Genomic DNA, 14,990 nt, shown 5'->3' with positions numbered 1-14,990 from the left:
CACATTCTTGGAGTCGTTCTTATGGAAACCTTGCCTCATTGCGAAACACTGCTTCTGGAAAAACAGGGGCCAGCCCTGCACATCACTATCAACCGGCCAGACTCCCGGAATGCCATGAGCCTGCAGATGGTTGCCGAGCTGTCCGCAATATTTACCGAAGTGGAATCCGATTCCAGCATACGCGCCGTGATTATCCGCGGCTCGGGCGGACACTTCTGTGCCGGTGGCGACATCAAAGACATGGCCGGTGCCCGCAACCAGAAAGCGGGTGAAGGCGAAGCCGATCCGTTCTACCGCCTGAACCGCGCCTTCGGGCAAATGATCCAACAGGTCAACGAATCCTCAAAAGTGGTTGTCGCCGTAACCGAAGGCGCCGTGATGGGCGGCGGCTTTGGCCTGGTCTGCGTGTCAGACGTAGCGATTGCCGGGCCTACGGCCAAGTTCGGCATGCCGGAAACCTCCCTCGGCATCATCCCGGCCCAGATCGCTCCGTTTGTGGTTGAACGCATAGGCCTGACCCAGGCCCGCCGACTTTCGCTACTTGGATTAAGAATCGGAGCCGAAGAAGCCTGTGCGCTGGGCATTGTTCACCAGGCCGCCTCATCAGATACAGAGCTGGATGACATGCTGGCACATGCACTGGAACGCGTTCGCCACTGCGCTCCCAACGCCACCGCAGAAACCAAAGCCCTGCTCCACCGGGTCGGCCACGAATCCATGAGCGGGTTGCTCGACAGCGCAGCCGAAATGTTTACAGCGGCTGTCCGAGGCAGCGAAGGCACCGAGGGCACCATGGCGTTCATGCAGAAGCGCCCGCCGGCTTGGGCAGACACGAAATAAGTCGGAGGGAGTGAATGGCACATATCTACGAGACAAGCACAATGTTAAAAAAGTTACTAATAGCAAACCGAGGCGAAATCGCAGTCCGCGTTATTCGCACCGCCAAAGCCCTCGGCTACCGCACCGTCGCCGTATACTCCGAAGCAGACGCCCAGGCCATGCACACAGAGCTCGCCGATGAAGCCGTTTGCATAGGCCCGGCACAAGTTGCTGCGTCTTATCTGAACGCCGACGCCATACTCGATGCCGCACGCAAAACCGGCGCCGACTGCATCCACCCCGGTTACGGTTTCCTCTCCGAGAATGCCGGCTTTGCCAATGCCTGCAAAGACGCCGGCATCGTATTCGTAGGCCCGCCGGCCAGCGCCATCGAACTCATGGGCAGCAAGCGGCGCTCCAAAATCGCCATGCAAAAAGCCGGCGTCCCCGTAGTTCCCGGTTACGAAGGCGACAACGCTGGTGACGACGAACTCATTGCCGCAGCAGCCGACATCGGCTACCCGCTAATGATCAAAGCCTCCGCCGGTGGCGGTGGTCGCGGCATGCGCCTGGTAAATGATAAATCCGAACTGGCCGACAGCATCAAACGCGCCAGATCTGAATCCAAACAAGCCTTCGGTGACGACGAACTGATTCTCGAAAAAGCCGTTATCGAACCCCGCCACGTGGAAATACAGGTCTTCGCCGACCGCCACGGCAACGCCGTCTATCTTGGCGAACGGGACTGCTCGGTTCAGCGACGCCACCAGAAAGTTGTTGAAGAAGCACCCTCCCCCTTCGTGACACCAGAACTCCGGGCCGCCATGGGTGATGCCGCCGTAAAAGCCGCCCTCGCCTGCAACTACGAAGGCGCTGGCACCGTCGAATTCCTCGTCGACAAAGACCGTAACTTCTACTTCCTGGAAATGAACACACGCCTGCAGGTAGAACACCCGGTTACTGAACTGATTACCGGGCAGGATCTGGTGGCCTGGCAGCTGACGGTTGCCGAAGGACTGCCGCTGCCGCTGGCTCAGAATGACATTGAACTGAATGGCCACGCCATTGAAGTCCGGCTCTACGCCGAAGACCCATCCAACGGTTTCACACCGCAAACCGGCCCACTGCATATCTTTCAACCCGCAGAAGCCGAAGGCCTGCGCTTTGATACTGGTGTCCGCTCCGGTGATGAGGTCACGCCACACTATGACCCCATGCTCGCGAAGGTTATCGCCTGGGGAGAAAACCGGAATGAAGCACGTCGCCGCCTGATCCGCGCACTGGAAGACACCACAGTCTTTGGCGTAACAACTAACCGGTATTTCCTAAGCCGCATTATCGCGGACAGCTCCTTTGGTGCCGGCGAGGCAACCACCGCATTCCTGCAGCAGGCCTTCAGCGAAGACCCATCACTACAGCCTGCCAAACCGCAAATCCGCCAGCTCGCGCTAGCAGCCTGCGTACTGGCTCATGGCGCTAACGGCCAGGAAGCCTGGAGCAACGCACCGGCTACCAATACGCCAATGAAACTCGACATCGGTGATGAAATTGTTGAACTGCTGGTACAGAGCAGCGGCAACAGCCTTTCCTGCCGCCTGGGCGACGAGCAGCATGCAATGGTTATCAGCAGCATTCAGGATGGCATCTTATGCACTATCGACAACGGCATTCGTCAGCGTTGCCAATATCACCGCGACGGGGATTCCTTATATTTGCAGGCGTTCGGAGAATCGTGGTCGGTCACTGACCTTACTCACCAGCCGGCGGCAGGCGCCAACGGCGCAGGCAGTGGGCGCATTCAGGCCTCAATGGACGGTGCCATTATCGACGTTCTGGTAGAGGCCGGGCAGACGGTTCGCCAAGGGGAAACTCTTGTCATACTGGAAGCCATGAAAATGGAACACCCGGTAAAAGCCGACGGCGACGGCATCATTGCCCAGGTTCTTGCCAGCAAAGGGGATCAGGTAAAGCGTCAGCAGTTGCTAGTGGAAATATCCAGGACTACAGAGTGACAACCCCTGCTACAAGACGGGACACTAGCGTCAACTATAAAAACAAATGACGGAAAGACCATGAGCCAAGACAACGTTACCGCGATGGATATTGCACGCAGCCTGCCGGGGATACTCAAACGGTTTCCGGCTATTGCCAAAGGTTACTACTACTACTCGGTCAAGAATCCGCGCAAAACCCTTACCCTCGGAACCCTTGTCGAAAATAACGCTGAAAAGTATGGAAACAGACCTGCGATTCTTTTTGAGGATCGCAGCATCACCTGGGGCGATTTCAACGCCTGGACCAACCGCATTGCTGGTTATTTCCAGGCTCAAGGGCTGGGAAAAGGCGACTCCATTGCCGTCTTCCTGGAAAACCGCCCGGAAGTTCTGGCAGTGGTTGCGGGTGCGGCCAAGATCGGCGTTGCCTGCGCCATGCTGAACACATCACAGAAAGGCAAGGTACTGGAACACAGCGCCAACCTGGTGAAACCGAAAATGGTCGTGGTTGGTGAAGAGCTGGTACCCGCGTTTGACGATGTAAAAGCAAGCCTTCAGCTCGACCACCCCACGCCCTTTCTGTTCCTCGCCGACACCAACACACTCAACGCCTTCGGCGACGCGCCCCCCGGCTACGCCAACATGGCGCAGCAGGTCAGCACCTTTAACAGCAACAACCCCGTGCTGAGCGACCCGCCCAGAACCGGAGATACAGCGATTTACCTGTTCACCTCCGGCACAACCGGCTTGCCCAAGGCCGCCCCGGGATCACACAACAAATTCCTCAAGGCTTACGGCGGCTTTGGTCTGATGTCTCTGTCCATGGCACCAGAAGACGTCTTTTACTGCACCCTGCCGCTGTATCACGGTACCGGCCTTGTTGTTTGCTGGGGCTCGGTACTGGCCGGCGGCTCTGCCTTCGCCCTGCGCCGGAAATTCTCCGCCAGCGCCTTCTGGGACGACGTGCGCCGCTACGATGCAACGGTGTTTGGCTACATCGGCGAACTTTGCCGCTACTTGCTCAACCAGCCGCCAAGTGACCAGGACCGAAACCACCGCCTGACCAGAATGCTCGGCAACGGCCTGCGCCCTTCCATCTGGAAAGAGTTCAAAGACCGCTTCGGTATTGAAACTATCGCAGAACTCTATGCTTCCAGCGAAGGCAACATCGGCTTCAGCAACTTTTTCAACCAGAACAACACCGTCGGTCTGTCCACCGCGCCCTACAAACTGGTGAAGTTCCACGACGGCACCCGCGACCCGATTCGAAACAAAAAGGGCGTCATGCAGGAAGTGGCCAAGGGTGCGCCGGGGCTGCTCATCGGCGAAATTACGAAAAAGTGGTCTTTCGAAGGCTATACCCAGAAAGAAGCCACAGAGAAATCTATCCTGCGCGATGCCTTCAAAAAAGGCGACGCCTGGTTCAACACCGGTGATGTCCTGAAAGAAATCGGCTGTGGCCACCTGCAATTCGTGGATCGAATGGGGGACACTTTCCGCTGGAAAGGCGAGAACGTTTCAACCAACGAAGTAGAGAACATCATCGACGGCTCCGGGATGGTGGAGGAAGCCATTGTCTACGGCGTTGAGATCCCGAAAACCAACGGGAAGGCGGGCATGGTGACGCTGGTGCCGAACAGCAGTAAGTTCGATATCAACAAGCTGCTGGAATTCCTGCGGGACAACCTGCCGGCCTATGCTGTTCCGGTGTTTGTGCGTGTTACCCACGCCATCGAGAAAACGGGAACGTTCAAGTATCGCAAGGTGGATATTCAGAAAGCGGGTTACGCTCTGGAACGGCCCCATGAACAGGTTTTTGCGTGGTTGCCCAAAACCGGGGGTTACGTTCAACTGACCCCGGAGCTGGTTTCGGAAATTGATTCCGGGCAGTTTAATTTCTGAGTGTGCTTTAGAGGCCCGTCAGCCTTGACTTTGCGCCACAACTGACAGGCTACAACCAAAGAGCTCAGGAGCCGACCTTCAGCACCACTTTGCCGGTAGCACGACGCTCGCTCAAGGCACCCAGTGCCTTGGCGTAATCCTCAAACTCGAACACTTCGCTGATTTTCGGATCAATTTTGCCTTCGGCATAGAGCTTCATCAGCTCCATCATGTTCTGGGCACTCGCTTCCGGCTCGCGCTGGGTGAAGCTGCCCCAGAACACACCAACAACCGAACAGCCTTTCAGCAGCGTCAGGTTCGCCGGGATTTTGGGAATATCGCCAGCAGCAAAGCCGATAATCAGGTGGCGGCCGTTCCAGGCCATGGCACGCAGAGCCTGTTCGGTGAAATCGCCACCTACGGGGTCGTAAATCACATCCACGCCCTTGCTGTTGGTCAGGCGCTTTACAGCGTCTTTCAGAGGCTCGTCGGTGTAATTGATCAGCTCATCCGCGCCGGCGGCTTTGGCAACCTCCAGTTTCTCCGCTGAACTGGCGGCGGCGATAACGTGAGCGCCCATGGCCTTACCCAGTTCTACCGTTGCCAGCCCTACACCACCACTGGCACCCAGAACCAGCAGGCTTTCGCCCGGCTGTATGTTGGCGCGCTGTTTGAGAGCGTAATAGGAAGTGCCGTAAACCATGGTGAACGCGGCAGCTTTTTCGTCACTCATGCCTTCTGGAACCGGCAGCAGGTTGTGCTCGGGAACGATCACTTCTTCAGCAAAGGCTCCGTAACCGGTCAAGCCTGCAACCCGGTCGCCAACTTTGAAGCGGGTTACCTTGTCACCCACCGCAATGACTTCGCCGGACATTTCTCCGCCCGGGGAGAACGGCATTGTCGGCTTCAGCTGGTACTTACCTTCAATAATCAGTGTGTCAGGGAAGTTCAGGCCCGCTGCTCTTACGCGGACTTTAACGCCGCGACCTTTCGCTTCAGGGCTCGGTACATCTTCAATCACGAGCTTTTCAGCAGGGCCGAATTCTTTACAGAGGATGGCTTTCACGGAAACTCCTGTAACAATGTTGTTGTTTGATGCTGACAGGACAGAGATTCTGCCCGTTCTTGATTGCCATCAAGCTAAACAGAGTCGCCCCATGAAGCAAATAATTCTCTTTTATTCAAATGAATCAACACTATTTATAGGCTGTGTTATTACTCAGAGCATTGCGCCGGCAAAAACCAGCGCGCCCAGAATGCAGACAGCAGCACCAAGCAGCCCCATGCGCAGTCCCAGGGAATAAGCCTGTACCTTTTGTCTCGTTACCATCTCGCCATCGTGATTAACCAGTTTTTGGTTTTGACTGGAACTACGAACCAGTTCAATCATTTCCTCACATTGCCGAGAGGTGAATGATGCAGGGTCAAAGCTATCCAGGTTATGGCTTGCCAGAAACCGACGAACGTCCGCGGAGAGCGGCACATACTTCATGGACCAATTGCTGAACGTCCGCTTTTCAAGAGGCTCTTCGATCAGCGTGGTTATATTGCGATGCCTGCTATCTCCCTTGATGCGTTCATAGGTTTTCCGGACATCCTCTTCTGCTCCCTCCAGATACTGAAAAAACCGATTGTCCCCATAATAGAGGCCACCGACGAGATCGCATCTGCCGTTATTTCGACGCGAAGTCATGAGAATTCGTGCAACGTTGGGCTCAACACCCTGCTCTACCGGTTTGGGTTCGAAGGTGGCTTCACTGGCATAGGCCAGACGCATAAGGGACATATCAGAAACTCCGTAAAACTGATTGTTTGCGAGCAAAAGGTCAAATACGTCCAGGCATATCGTTATGGATCACAGACGGCGGAACAGGCAGGCCCATCGCATTGCTATCCGGGATGAATCGAACGCGGTTTTCCGCTATTCTTCGCCCTCCTGATCCGAGCCGCTCAGAAACCATCCGCCTTCCTTTCAAGGTTCATTATGCTCGATATTGTTTACTCGCTTGAAATGATTGGCATTGTTGCCTTCGCCATATCAGGCATGGTGGTTGCTCGCTCCAAGAATATGGACCCCGTCGGTGTTTTCACTATCGGTTTTATGACTGCCCTCGGTGGTGGAACACTGCGTGATCTCATCATGGCAAACCATCCGGTTTACTGGATCAAGCACGAAGAGCAGCCCATCCTGATTCTCGCCATGGCGATTGTATTCAGTTACTGGAAGCGCTCAGAGCGTATTCGCGAGTCCTGGATTGTGTTTCCGGACGCCATTGGGCTCGGCACTTTCTCGATACTTGGGGCACAGCTAGCTCTCGATTTGGGCCATTCATGGTTTATTGCCTCTCTCCTCGGCGTGATGACAGGTACATTTGGCGGAGCCCTGCGCGACACCCTCTGTAACGAAGTGCCTTTCATTTTCCGCAAGGATCAGATCTATGCGTCCATTGCATTTGCCGGATGCTGGCTCTATTTCCTGTGCCAGTGGGCCCTGCAAAGCGAAGCCCTGTCGCTGACGATCGGCCTGCTCTTTATTATTATTGTGCGGATGGCAGCGGTGCGTTTCGATATCCGCTTACAACGGGATCCGACGTAAAGCTGATGACCGGGAGACTTCAATCATCTCTTGGCCTTAGAACCCTCAGCCAGTAAGATTACCGTTTTTTCACGCAGCTCTTTTTCAAGTGACTTTCTAGCTTAGTTTTTTACTTGGCTTTTTAACTTAACTACAGACTCCCAAACCCCACATTCTGGCATCCTGAGAGGCAGACACCCGTCATGCTCGAACGACTGTTCCAACTCCAGGCCCACGACACCAACGTTCGTAAAGAACTGGTTGCGGGCATCACCACCTTCCTGACCATGGCGTACATTATCGTGGTCAACCCCAGCATCCTGTCTTCCACAGGCATGGACTTCGGGGCGGTATTTGTTGCCACCTGTCTGGCAGCGGCAATCGGCACCCTGATTATGGGCCTGTGGGCCAACTATCCGATTGCCCTGGCGCCGGGGATGGGTTTGAACGCCTTTTTCTCGTTCACGGTTGTGGGCAGCCTGGGGTACAGCTGGCAGGTAGCGCTTGGCGCGGTCTTCCTCTCGGGTCTGATTTTCTTCCTGCTGAGCATTTTCAAGATCCGCGAATGGATCATAAACAGTATTCCCATGTCTCTGCGCCTGGGGATTTCCGCCGGCATCGGCTTCTTCCTGGCGCTGATCGCCCTGAAAAATGCCGGCATCGTAGTGGACCACCCCGCCACGCTGGTGGGCCTGGGTGAACTGAAATCGGCAGAAAGCCTGCTCTTCTTTGGTGGCTTTGTACTAATCTGTGCGCTGTCATTCCGTCGCATTACCGGTGCGGTCATGATCGGTATTATTGCCGTAACGGCCATCGCAATGATGCTGGGCATGGTCGAATACAATGGCTTCGCCTCCGCGCCACCAAGCCTTGCGCCAACCTTTATGCAGCTGGATATCGCCGGGGCATTGAATGTCGGCATGATCAGCATTGTGTTCGCGTTCCTGTTTGTGGATCTGTTCGACACTTCGGGCACGCTGATTGGTGCCGCCCAGCGTGGTGGCCTTCTGGACAAAGACGGCAAGCTTCCACGCCTGGGCCGCGCACTGATGTCTGACTCGGTGGCCACCATGTCTGGTGCCGCCCTCGGTACCTCAACCACCACCAGCTACATTGAGTCCACCGCAGGCATTTCTGCCGGCGGGCGCACGGGCCTTACCGCCGTGGTTGTCGCTGTTCTGTTCCTTGCATGCCTGCTGCTGTCACCCATCGCCAGCATTATCCCGGCTTACGCCACTGCACCGGCACTGCTTTACGTGGCGGTATTGATGACCAGCGGGCTGAAACTGATCGACTGGGACGACATCACAGATGCCGCGCCGGCGGTGGTCACCGCGCTAATGATGCCGCTGACCTTCTCTATCGCAAACGGCATTGCACTGGGCTTCATCACTTACGCCGTCATCAAGGCTTTGAGTGGGCGCTGGTCAGACCTGAACGTAAGTGTTGTGATTATCGCCATTGTTTTCATCCTCAAATTCATCTTTCTGGACGTAGCCTGAGCTGCACCCGGACTGAGAGCCTGATTTTTATGGATTATTTTTCTCAAAGCATCAAGCAAGCAATCCGCACAGTGCCGGACTGGCCCAAGCCCGGCGTTGCCTTCCGTGATATCACCACGGTTCTGCAAGACAAGACAGCCTTTCGAAAGCTGATTGATGCCTTCGTTCACCGCTACCATGGCCACAAAATTGATGCGGTGGCTGCGGTTGATGCCCGTGGATTTATCATTGGCTCGGCCCTGGCCTATGAGCTCAACGCGTCGCTGGTGCTGGTGCGCAAGAAGGGCAAACTGCCGTTCAATACGCTGGTGGAAGACTACGAGCTGGAATACGGAACGGCATCGGTAGAACTGCACCGGGATGCCTTCAAACCTGGTGACCAAGTGGTGCTGGTGGATGATCTGATTGCCACTGGTGGCACGATGCTAGCTGCCAGTCGACTGATTCGCCGTATTGGCGCCGAAATTGTGGAAGTCGCTGCGATGATCGATCTTCCAGATCTTGGTGGGTCTGCCAAGCTGCAGGAAGAGGGCCTGAAGGTCTATACTGTATGCTCGTTTGAGGGCGAATAGAGACTTCACCCTGGATTACTTGGAGAGCGTTGGGAGGACATCATGGATCATTATCAACACCACTGGAAAGACGGCACGCCGGTGCATCTGCCACTGGGAAAGATTGTCTGCGTTGGCCGGAACTACGCCGAACACGCTAAAGAGCTCAACAACCCGATACCTGCAGAACCTTTGCTGTTCATCAAACCGGCTACCTCCGCAGTGCATGTGACACGACCTCTGGAGTTCCCGGCCAATCAGGGCCAGGTGCATTTCGAAACCGAGCTGGCGGTGCTGATCGGCAAACCCCTGACCAACGCGTCTGCCAGCGAAGCCCAGGCCGCTATACTCGGCTATGGCTTGGCGCTGGATCTGACCCTTCGGGATCTGCAAAGCCAGCTAAAGGAAAAGGGACACCCCTGGGAGCGGGCCAAAGCCTTTGATGGCGCCTGCCCCTTGTCTCCGTTTGTGGCCGCTGAGCATTTCCGTAACGACCACATTACCTTCAGCCTGGATATCAACGAGCAGCGCCAGCAAAGCGGTGATACCCGGGATATGCTTTTCCCTGTCATTCCGCTGCTGGCCCATATAAGCAGCCACTTTACGCTACTGCCCGGAGACGTGGTGCTCACTGGGACTCCCAGTGGCGTTGGGCCTCTGTCTTCAGGCCAAACGCTATCGCTGCAACTGGAAGATCAGTTGTCTGTTTCCACCAAAGTGGTTTAACTTGGGCTGACACAATCTTTCTTTCTGAAGAGCACGTATAGTCAAGCATGGCAAAAAAACCGGTTACCTCACGCAGTGGTCGTTTCTTCAAGCTTGCCGGCATGACTGCCTCGGTGGCGGGGCAGTACGCGGGCCAGAAAGCCCGGAGTCTGCTCAGTAGCGAAAACGACGACGGGGCCCGCAGCGAAAGTTATACCCGCATGGCCAACCGCATTACCGACACACTCGGTGAAATGAAAGGTGCGGCCATGAAAGTGGGCCAGATTGCGTCCCAGACCCAGGATTTTCTGCCCCGGGAGTTTTCTGATGCGCTTCAGAAGCTGCAGAGAGAAGCGCCGCCCATGCCCTTCGAGATTATTCTTGAACAGGTAGAGATCGAACTGGGCAAACCGGTAGGCGAGCTGTTTGAGTACCTGCAGGAAACACCCTACGCCGCGGCATCGATCGGCCAGGTACACCGCGCGCGCTTGCACGACGGCACGGACGTGATCGTAAAGGTGCAATACCCGGGCGTTGATGAGTCCTGCGATTCCGATCTGAAACAGCTGCGCCTGGCCCTGAAGCTTGGTGGCCTGCTGAAAATGCCCAAAGAGTCAGTCGACCAGTTGTTCACGGAGATCCGAGAACGCCTTCGGGAAGAGCTTGATTACGAGAATGAAGCTCGCAACATTGAGCTGTTTCGGGAATTTCACAAAAACGATCCGTGGGTGGTTATTCCCTCCGTCATTCAAAGCCACTCGACCCGCCATGTGCTTACGCTGGGACTGGAAGAAGGCGACCACGTCAGCGAGGTCACGCCGGAGCACTACGATCAGGCCACAATCAATCTGATCGGCCATCGCATGTTTACGACCATGGCAGACCAGTTATTCCGCTTTGAGTGTATCCATGGTGATCCTCATGCTGGAAACTTTGCGTACCGGCCGGATGGCAGCATTGTGATGTACGATTTCGGCTGTGTGAAAAAGCTGAAGCCGGAGATTGTCGAGGCCTACCGCAATGCAGTGACAGCGGCGCTGGCTCAGGACTACAAGGCTCTGGATGCCTATCTGATTGATCTGGGTGCCCGGGTGGGGAGTCAGCCGGCCATTGATGAGGCTTACTACGCGATGTGGCGGGATATTTTGATCGTGCCGTTTAATTCAGAACAGCCTTATGATTTTGGCGAGTCCAGTATCCACAAGCATGTGGCGGCAAAGACGAGCACGGTGTTCAAGTATCTGGATTCATTCAAGCCGCCGGTTGAGAGTATTTTTATTGACCGGATGATTGCAGGGCATTACTGGATGCTGAAGCGACTGGGGGTTCAGGCAGCTTTTGGCGAGGAGCTTCGTGGGTATCTTGCGGAGTCGCACTGACACCTACCCTGGCGCTGCCGATGCCTATCTGGCCAAGAATTTATTCACCCACTCTGCAACGCCCTCTCCTGCGCCTTTCCTGATAACTCTTGCACGGGAAACGCCCGCCGGTTCGCCTGGGTCTATCACCGTAATCGGTACGTCTCTCTCCACCTCATGAACCAGCCCGGCAGCAGGATAGACCTGTAGCGACGTTCCTACGATCAACAGGTCGTCTGCGGTGCGGACAATGTCGGCGGCGGCCTGGAGCATGGGGACTTCTTCTCCAAACCAGACGATGAAGGGGCGCAGTTGCTGGCCCATGGCGCAGTGGTCGCCCAGCTGTATGTCGCGGTAGCCCAGGTCGTAAACCAGTTCCGGGTTGACCGAGCTTCTGGCTTTGGTGAGTTCGCCGTGCAGGTGAATCACGCGGCTGGAGCCGCCACGTTCGTGCAGATCGTCAACGTTTTGGGTGATGATGGTTACACGGTGGCGCTGTTCCAGTTCAGCTAGCAGGCGGTGAGCGCTGTTTGGCTGGGCCGAGGCGAGCTGGCGCCGGCGTTCATTGTAGAAACGCAGCACCAGCTCCTGATTGCGGGCGAAGGCTTCCGGGGTAGCAACATCGTATACGCTGTGTTGCTCCCAGAGGCCGCCGTTATCCCGGAAGGTGGAGAGGCCGCTTTCGGCGCTGATGCCAGCGCCTGTGAGTACGACAACGTGCCTTTGCATCAGTCGAAGATCTTGCCTGGGTTTATGATTCCTTTGGGATCAAATACCTGCTTGATCCCTCTCAGGTAAGCGATTTCCGCTTCGCTGCGAGTGTATTGCAGATAGGGTTTTTTGGTCATGCCCACACCGTGTTCGGCGGAGACGCTGCCCTGATACTTCTCGACAATTTCGAAAACCCACTTGTTGACCTGCTGGCACTTTTCGAAGAAGTCTTCTTTCGCCATGTTTTCCGGCTTCAGGATGTTGAGGTGCAGGTTACCATCGCCAATGTGCCCGAACCAGATGATCTCAAAGTCGGGATAATGGTTCGTCACTACTTCATCGATTTCCTGCAGGAATCCCGGAACCTTGGAAACCACAACGGAAATATCGTTTTTATAGGGCGTTCGGGGCGCGATGGATTCCGAAATGCGCTCGCGCAGCTGCCACAGGTTCTGTGCCTGGGTTTCGCTCTGACTGATGACACCGTCCAGCACCCAGCCGTTTTCCATGCACTGCTCAAACAGGCTCATGGCGTCGTCCATCACCTGATCAGACGTCGCTTCAAACTCCAGCAGCGCGTAGTAAGGCGCCTCGGTTTCAAATGGCGCCTGTACTTGCCCGTGAGCGAGAACGTGCCCCATGGCCTGGTGCGAGAAGAACTCGTAGGCGGTCAGATCAAGGCCGCTCTGAAAGGTTTTGAGCACGTCCATGGTGTTGCCAAGGTCGTTCAGCCCGAGCACCAGCACTGTGAGGTTGTTTGGCTGGCGCGAGAGCTTCATGGTGGCTTCGGTAATAAAGCCCAGCGTGCCCTCGGCGCCGATGAACAGATGACGCAGGTCGTAGCCGGTGTTGTTCTTTGCCAGATCTTTGTTCAGATCAAGAATGTCGCCTTTACCGGTTACTACCTTGAGGCCGGCCACCCAGTCTCGGCTCATACCGTAGCGGATCACCTTGATCCCGCCTGCGTTGGTGGAGAGATTACCGCCAAGCTGGCTGGAGCCGGCGGAAGCAAAATCTACCGGGTAGTACAGATGATTCTCTTCGGCAAAATTCTGCAGCTGTTCAGTCACAACACCCGCCTGACAGCGAACAAGCCGATCGCTGGCGCTGAAATCCAGAATCTGGTTCATGTTGTCGAACGCAACAACCACTTCTCCGTTGGCGGCCACTGCGCCCGCGCTCAGACCGGTACGGCCACCGGAAGGAACCAGCGCCACGCGGTTTTCGTTGGCAAACTTCACCAATGCCTGAACCTGTTCGGTGGTTTTCGGTAGCACGATGGCCAATGGATTGGGGGCGTAGATTCGCGTCCAGTCCTTGCCGTAGCTTTCAAGATCAGCAGGATCAGTCAGTACCTTTCCGGGCGCCTCACCGGTGGCTACAAGCTCTTTGAGGGAAGCAATGATCTGTTCGGATTTCATGAATGCATCAATCTCGTCAGGGTTGGGACGGGGGCTCCGGATACAAAGTTCCAAGTTCAGTTGATCCAGGCAAACCGGCACGCTGTGAAAAGTTGCTTTTATGGTATCATACCGCCCCTGTTCTGTGAGCCAGCCCAGACGATCACTGGCTGCAGGTCATTTCATGCCACGAAAGGTTCGGAAGCAAAGCCCATGTCAACGAAGTCTCTCGAAAAGAGCAAAATCCGGATTCTGCTGCTGGAAGGCGTGCATCAATCCGCCCTGGATACACTGAATGCCGCAGGCTACACCAACATTGAGTCCCTCAGTCACTCGCTGGCCGAAGAAGACCTTATTGAGAAGATTGCCGACGCGCACTTTGTCGGCCTCCGCTCCCGCACTCAGTTAACCGCGAACGTATTCGAGGCTGCCAAAAAACTGGTCGCAGTGGGCTGTTTCTGTATCGGTACCAATCAGGTGGACCTGCAAGCGGCAACCCGTCGTGGTATTGCAGTATTCAATGCGCCCTTCTCCAACACCCGCAGTGTTGCTGAACTGGTTCTGGCTCAGGCTATCCTGCTGCTGCGTGGCGTTCCTGAGAAAAACGCCAAGGCGCACCGTGGCGAATGGCAGAAGTCGGCAAAAGACAGCTACGAGATTCGTGGTAAAAAGCTGGGCATTATCGGTTACGGCAACATCGGTACCCAGTTCAGCGTGCTGGCTGAAGGCTTGGGCATGGACGTGTATTTCTACGATGTGGTTTCCAAGCTGTCCATCGGCAATGCTACCCAGGTAGGGACGATGCAGGAACTGCTCAACATCGCCGACGTTGTGAGCCTGCATGTTCCGGAAACACCGGCCACCAAGTACATGTTCAAGGCCGAGCAACTGGCTCAGATGAAGCCTGGCTCTATCCTGATGAACGCATCAAGAGGCACGGTTGTTGATCTTGATGCACTCGCTGATTCCCTGAGAAGCGGCAAACTGCTGGGCGCTGCGATTGACGTGTTCCCGGTCGAGCCCAAATCCAACAATGAAGAGTTTGTTTCTCCGCTGCGGGAATTTGACAACGTCATTCTGACACCACACGTGGGAGGCTCCACCATTGAAGCCCAGGAAAACATCGGGCGTGAAGTGGCCGAGAAGCTGACTATGTACAGCGACAACGGGACCTCCGTGTCTTCTGTTAACTTCCCGGAAGTTGCGCTGCCTTCACACCCGAACCAGCACCGGTTGCTGCACATTCATGAGAACGTGCCGGGGGTGATGTCCGAAATCAACCAGGTTTTCTCCGAGAACGGTATTAACATTTGCGGTCAGTACCTGCAAACCAAAGAAGACATTGGTTACGTGGTGATTGATGTAGACAAAGCCTACGGTGAGCTTGCCCTGGAAAAACTGCTCCAGGTAAAAGGCACCATCCGCTGCCGCGTGCTGTTCTAAGCACCATCAGCCATAAAAAAACCGGAGCACTCTGCTCCGGTTTTTTTATGG

At 55.6% G+C, this 14,990-nt stretch carries 13 protein-coding genes; 9 read left to right on the top strand and 4 right to left on the bottom strand.

Features of this window, described 5'->3' with window-relative positions:
• Window positions 1-21 precede the first annotated feature (21 nt).
• From BUA49_RS07735 to BUA49_RS07725, 3 genes are read left to right on the top strand one after another with little or no spacing between them, the layout of a single operon-like run.
• Entirely contained in the window at window positions 22-840 is an 819-nt protein-coding gene (locus BUA49_RS07735) for an enoyl-CoA hydratase/isomerase family protein (RefSeq protein ID WP_072796597.1), read from the top strand.
• Between the two features lie 41 nt (window positions 841-881).
• Window positions 882-2,831, top strand: a complete 1,950-nt coding sequence (locus BUA49_RS07730; RefSeq protein WP_072797755.1) for an acetyl/propionyl/methylcrotonyl-CoA carboxylase subunit alpha — start codon at window positions 882-884, stop codon at window positions 2,829-2,831.
• 60 nt (window positions 2,832-2,891) lie between these two features.
• Complete coding sequence (locus BUA49_RS07725) at window positions 2,892-4,715, top strand: long-chain-acyl-CoA synthetase (protein ID WP_072796596.1); 1,824 nt, start codon at window positions 2,892-2,894, stop codon at window positions 4,713-4,715.
• 64 nt (window positions 4,716-4,779) lie between these two features.
• Here the strand turns inward: BUA49_RS07725 and BUA49_RS07720 are convergent, their stop codons facing one another.
• Window positions 4,780-5,760 carry an NADPH:quinone oxidoreductase family protein gene (locus BUA49_RS07720; protein WP_072796595.1) on the bottom strand — a complete coding sequence of 327 codons (981 nt, stop codon included), beginning with the start codon at window positions 5,758-5,760 and terminating at the stop codon, window positions 4,780-4,782.
• Window positions 5,761-5,913: 153 nt separating this feature from the next.
• Window positions 5,914-6,480, bottom strand: coding sequence for a BLUF domain-containing protein (locus tag BUA49_RS07715; protein ID WP_072796594.1), 567 nt, complete (start codon window positions 6,478-6,480; stop codon window positions 5,914-5,916).
• A 198-nt stretch (window positions 6,481-6,678) separates the two neighbouring features.
• Between BUA49_RS07715 and BUA49_RS07710 the strand changes: the two genes are divergently transcribed.
• The 5 genes from BUA49_RS07710 (at window position 6,679) to BUA49_RS07690 (ending at window position 11,406) form a co-directional block, all read left to right on the top strand.
• Window positions 6,679-7,290 carry a trimeric intracellular cation channel family protein gene (locus BUA49_RS07710; RefSeq protein ID WP_072796593.1) on the top strand — a complete coding sequence of 204 codons (612 nt, stop codon included), beginning with the start codon at window positions 6,679-6,681 and terminating at the stop codon, window positions 7,288-7,290.
• Between the two features lie 182 nt (window positions 7,291-7,472).
• A complete protein-coding gene (locus BUA49_RS07705; protein WP_072796592.1) occupies window positions 7,473-8,771 on the top strand; it encodes an NCS2 family permease in 1,299 nt (432 codons plus the stop codon).
• A gap of 29 nt (window positions 8,772-8,800) precedes the next feature.
• Window positions 8,801-9,343, top strand: a complete 543-nt coding sequence (locus BUA49_RS07700) for an adenine phosphoribosyltransferase (protein WP_072796591.1) — start codon at window positions 8,801-8,803, stop codon at window positions 9,341-9,343.
• 42 nt (window positions 9,344-9,385) lie between these two features.
• A complete protein-coding gene (locus tag BUA49_RS07695; protein ID WP_072796590.1) occupies window positions 9,386-10,048 on the top strand; it encodes a fumarylacetoacetate hydrolase family protein in 663 nt (220 codons plus the stop codon).
• Between the two features lie 47 nt (window positions 10,049-10,095).
• Window positions 10,096-11,406 (top strand): ABC1 kinase family protein, encoded by a 1,311-nt coding sequence (locus BUA49_RS07690; protein WP_072796589.1) that lies wholly within the window; start codon window positions 10,096-10,098, stop codon window positions 11,404-11,406.
• A gap of 24 nt (window positions 11,407-11,430) precedes the next feature.
• On the opposite strand, the gene BUA49_RS07685 is transcribed toward BUA49_RS07690, so the two are convergent.
• Together BUA49_RS07685 and BUA49_RS07680 are read right to left on the bottom strand one after the other, a co-directional pair.
• A complete protein-coding gene (locus BUA49_RS07685; protein WP_072796588.1) occupies window positions 11,431-12,114 on the bottom strand; it encodes an SIR2 family NAD-dependent protein deacylase in 684 nt (227 codons plus the stop codon).
• The gene (locus tag BUA49_RS07680; protein WP_072796587.1) at window positions 12,114-13,517 is read right to left on the bottom strand and encodes an FAD-binding oxidoreductase; all 1,404 of its coding nucleotides are present in this window, start codon (window positions 13,515-13,517) and stop codon (window positions 12,114-12,116) included. The genes BUA49_RS07685 and BUA49_RS07680 overlap by 1 nt, the downstream gene beginning before the upstream one ends.
• Window positions 13,518-13,709: 192 nt before the next feature.
• On the opposite strand from BUA49_RS07680, the gene serA reads away from it, so the two are divergent.
• Window positions 13,710-14,939 carry a phosphoglycerate dehydrogenase gene (gene serA, locus BUA49_RS07675; protein ID WP_072796586.1) on the top strand — a complete coding sequence of 410 codons (1,230 nt, stop codon included), beginning with the start codon at window positions 13,710-13,712 and terminating at the stop codon, window positions 14,937-14,939.
• The last annotated feature ends 51 nt before the right edge of the window (window positions 14,940-14,990 follow it).

It is taken from the genome of Marinobacter antarcticus (genome assembly GCF_900142385.1).
Lineage (GTDB): Bacteria > Pseudomonadota > Gammaproteobacteria > Pseudomonadales > Oleiphilaceae > Marinobacter > Marinobacter antarcticus.
Note: the sequence above shows the minus strand (reverse complement) of the source record. Positions and strands in the feature narration are given on the sequence as shown.

Excerpts from the sequence above, each read along its gene's own strand:
- BUA49_RS07735 (WP_072796597.1), top strand. The coding sequence starts at position 22 with ATGGAAACCTTGCCTCATTGCGAAACACTGCTTCTGGAAAAACAGGGG.
- BUA49_RS07730 (WP_072797755.1), top strand. The coding sequence starts at position 882 with ATGTTAAAAAAGTTACTAATAGCAAACCGAGGCGAAATCGCAGTCCGC.
- BUA49_RS07725 (WP_072796596.1), top strand. The coding sequence starts at position 2,892 with ATGAGCCAAGACAACGTTACCGCGATGGATATTGCACGCAGCCTGCCG.
- BUA49_RS07715 (WP_072796594.1), bottom strand. The coding sequence starts at position 6,480 with ATGTCCCTTATGCGTCTGGCCTATGCCAGTGAAGCCACCTTCGAACCC.
- BUA49_RS07710 (WP_072796593.1), top strand. The coding sequence starts at position 6,679 with ATGCTCGATATTGTTTACTCGCTTGAAATGATTGGCATTGTTGCCTTC.
- BUA49_RS07705 (WP_072796592.1), top strand. The coding sequence starts at position 7,473 with ATGCTCGAACGACTGTTCCAACTCCAGGCCCACGACACCAACGTTCGT.
- BUA49_RS07700 (WP_072796591.1), top strand. The coding sequence starts at position 8,801 with ATGGATTATTTTTCTCAAAGCATCAAGCAAGCAATCCGCACAGTGCCG.
- BUA49_RS07695 (WP_072796590.1), top strand. The coding sequence starts at position 9,386 with ATGGATCATTATCAACACCACTGGAAAGACGGCACGCCGGTGCATCTG.
- BUA49_RS07690 (WP_072796589.1), top strand. The coding sequence starts at position 10,096 with ATGGCAAAAAAACCGGTTACCTCACGCAGTGGTCGTTTCTTCAAGCTT.
- BUA49_RS07685 (WP_072796588.1), bottom strand. The coding sequence starts at position 12,114 with ATGCAAAGGCACGTTGTCGTACTCACAGGCGCTGGCATCAGCGCCGAA.
- BUA49_RS07680 (WP_072796587.1), bottom strand. The coding sequence starts at position 13,517 with ATGAAATCCGAACAGATCATTGCTTCCCTCAAAGAGCTTGTAGCCACC.
- serA (WP_072796586.1), top strand. The coding sequence starts at position 13,710 with ATGTCAACGAAGTCTCTCGAAAAGAGCAAAATCCGGATTCTGCTGCTG.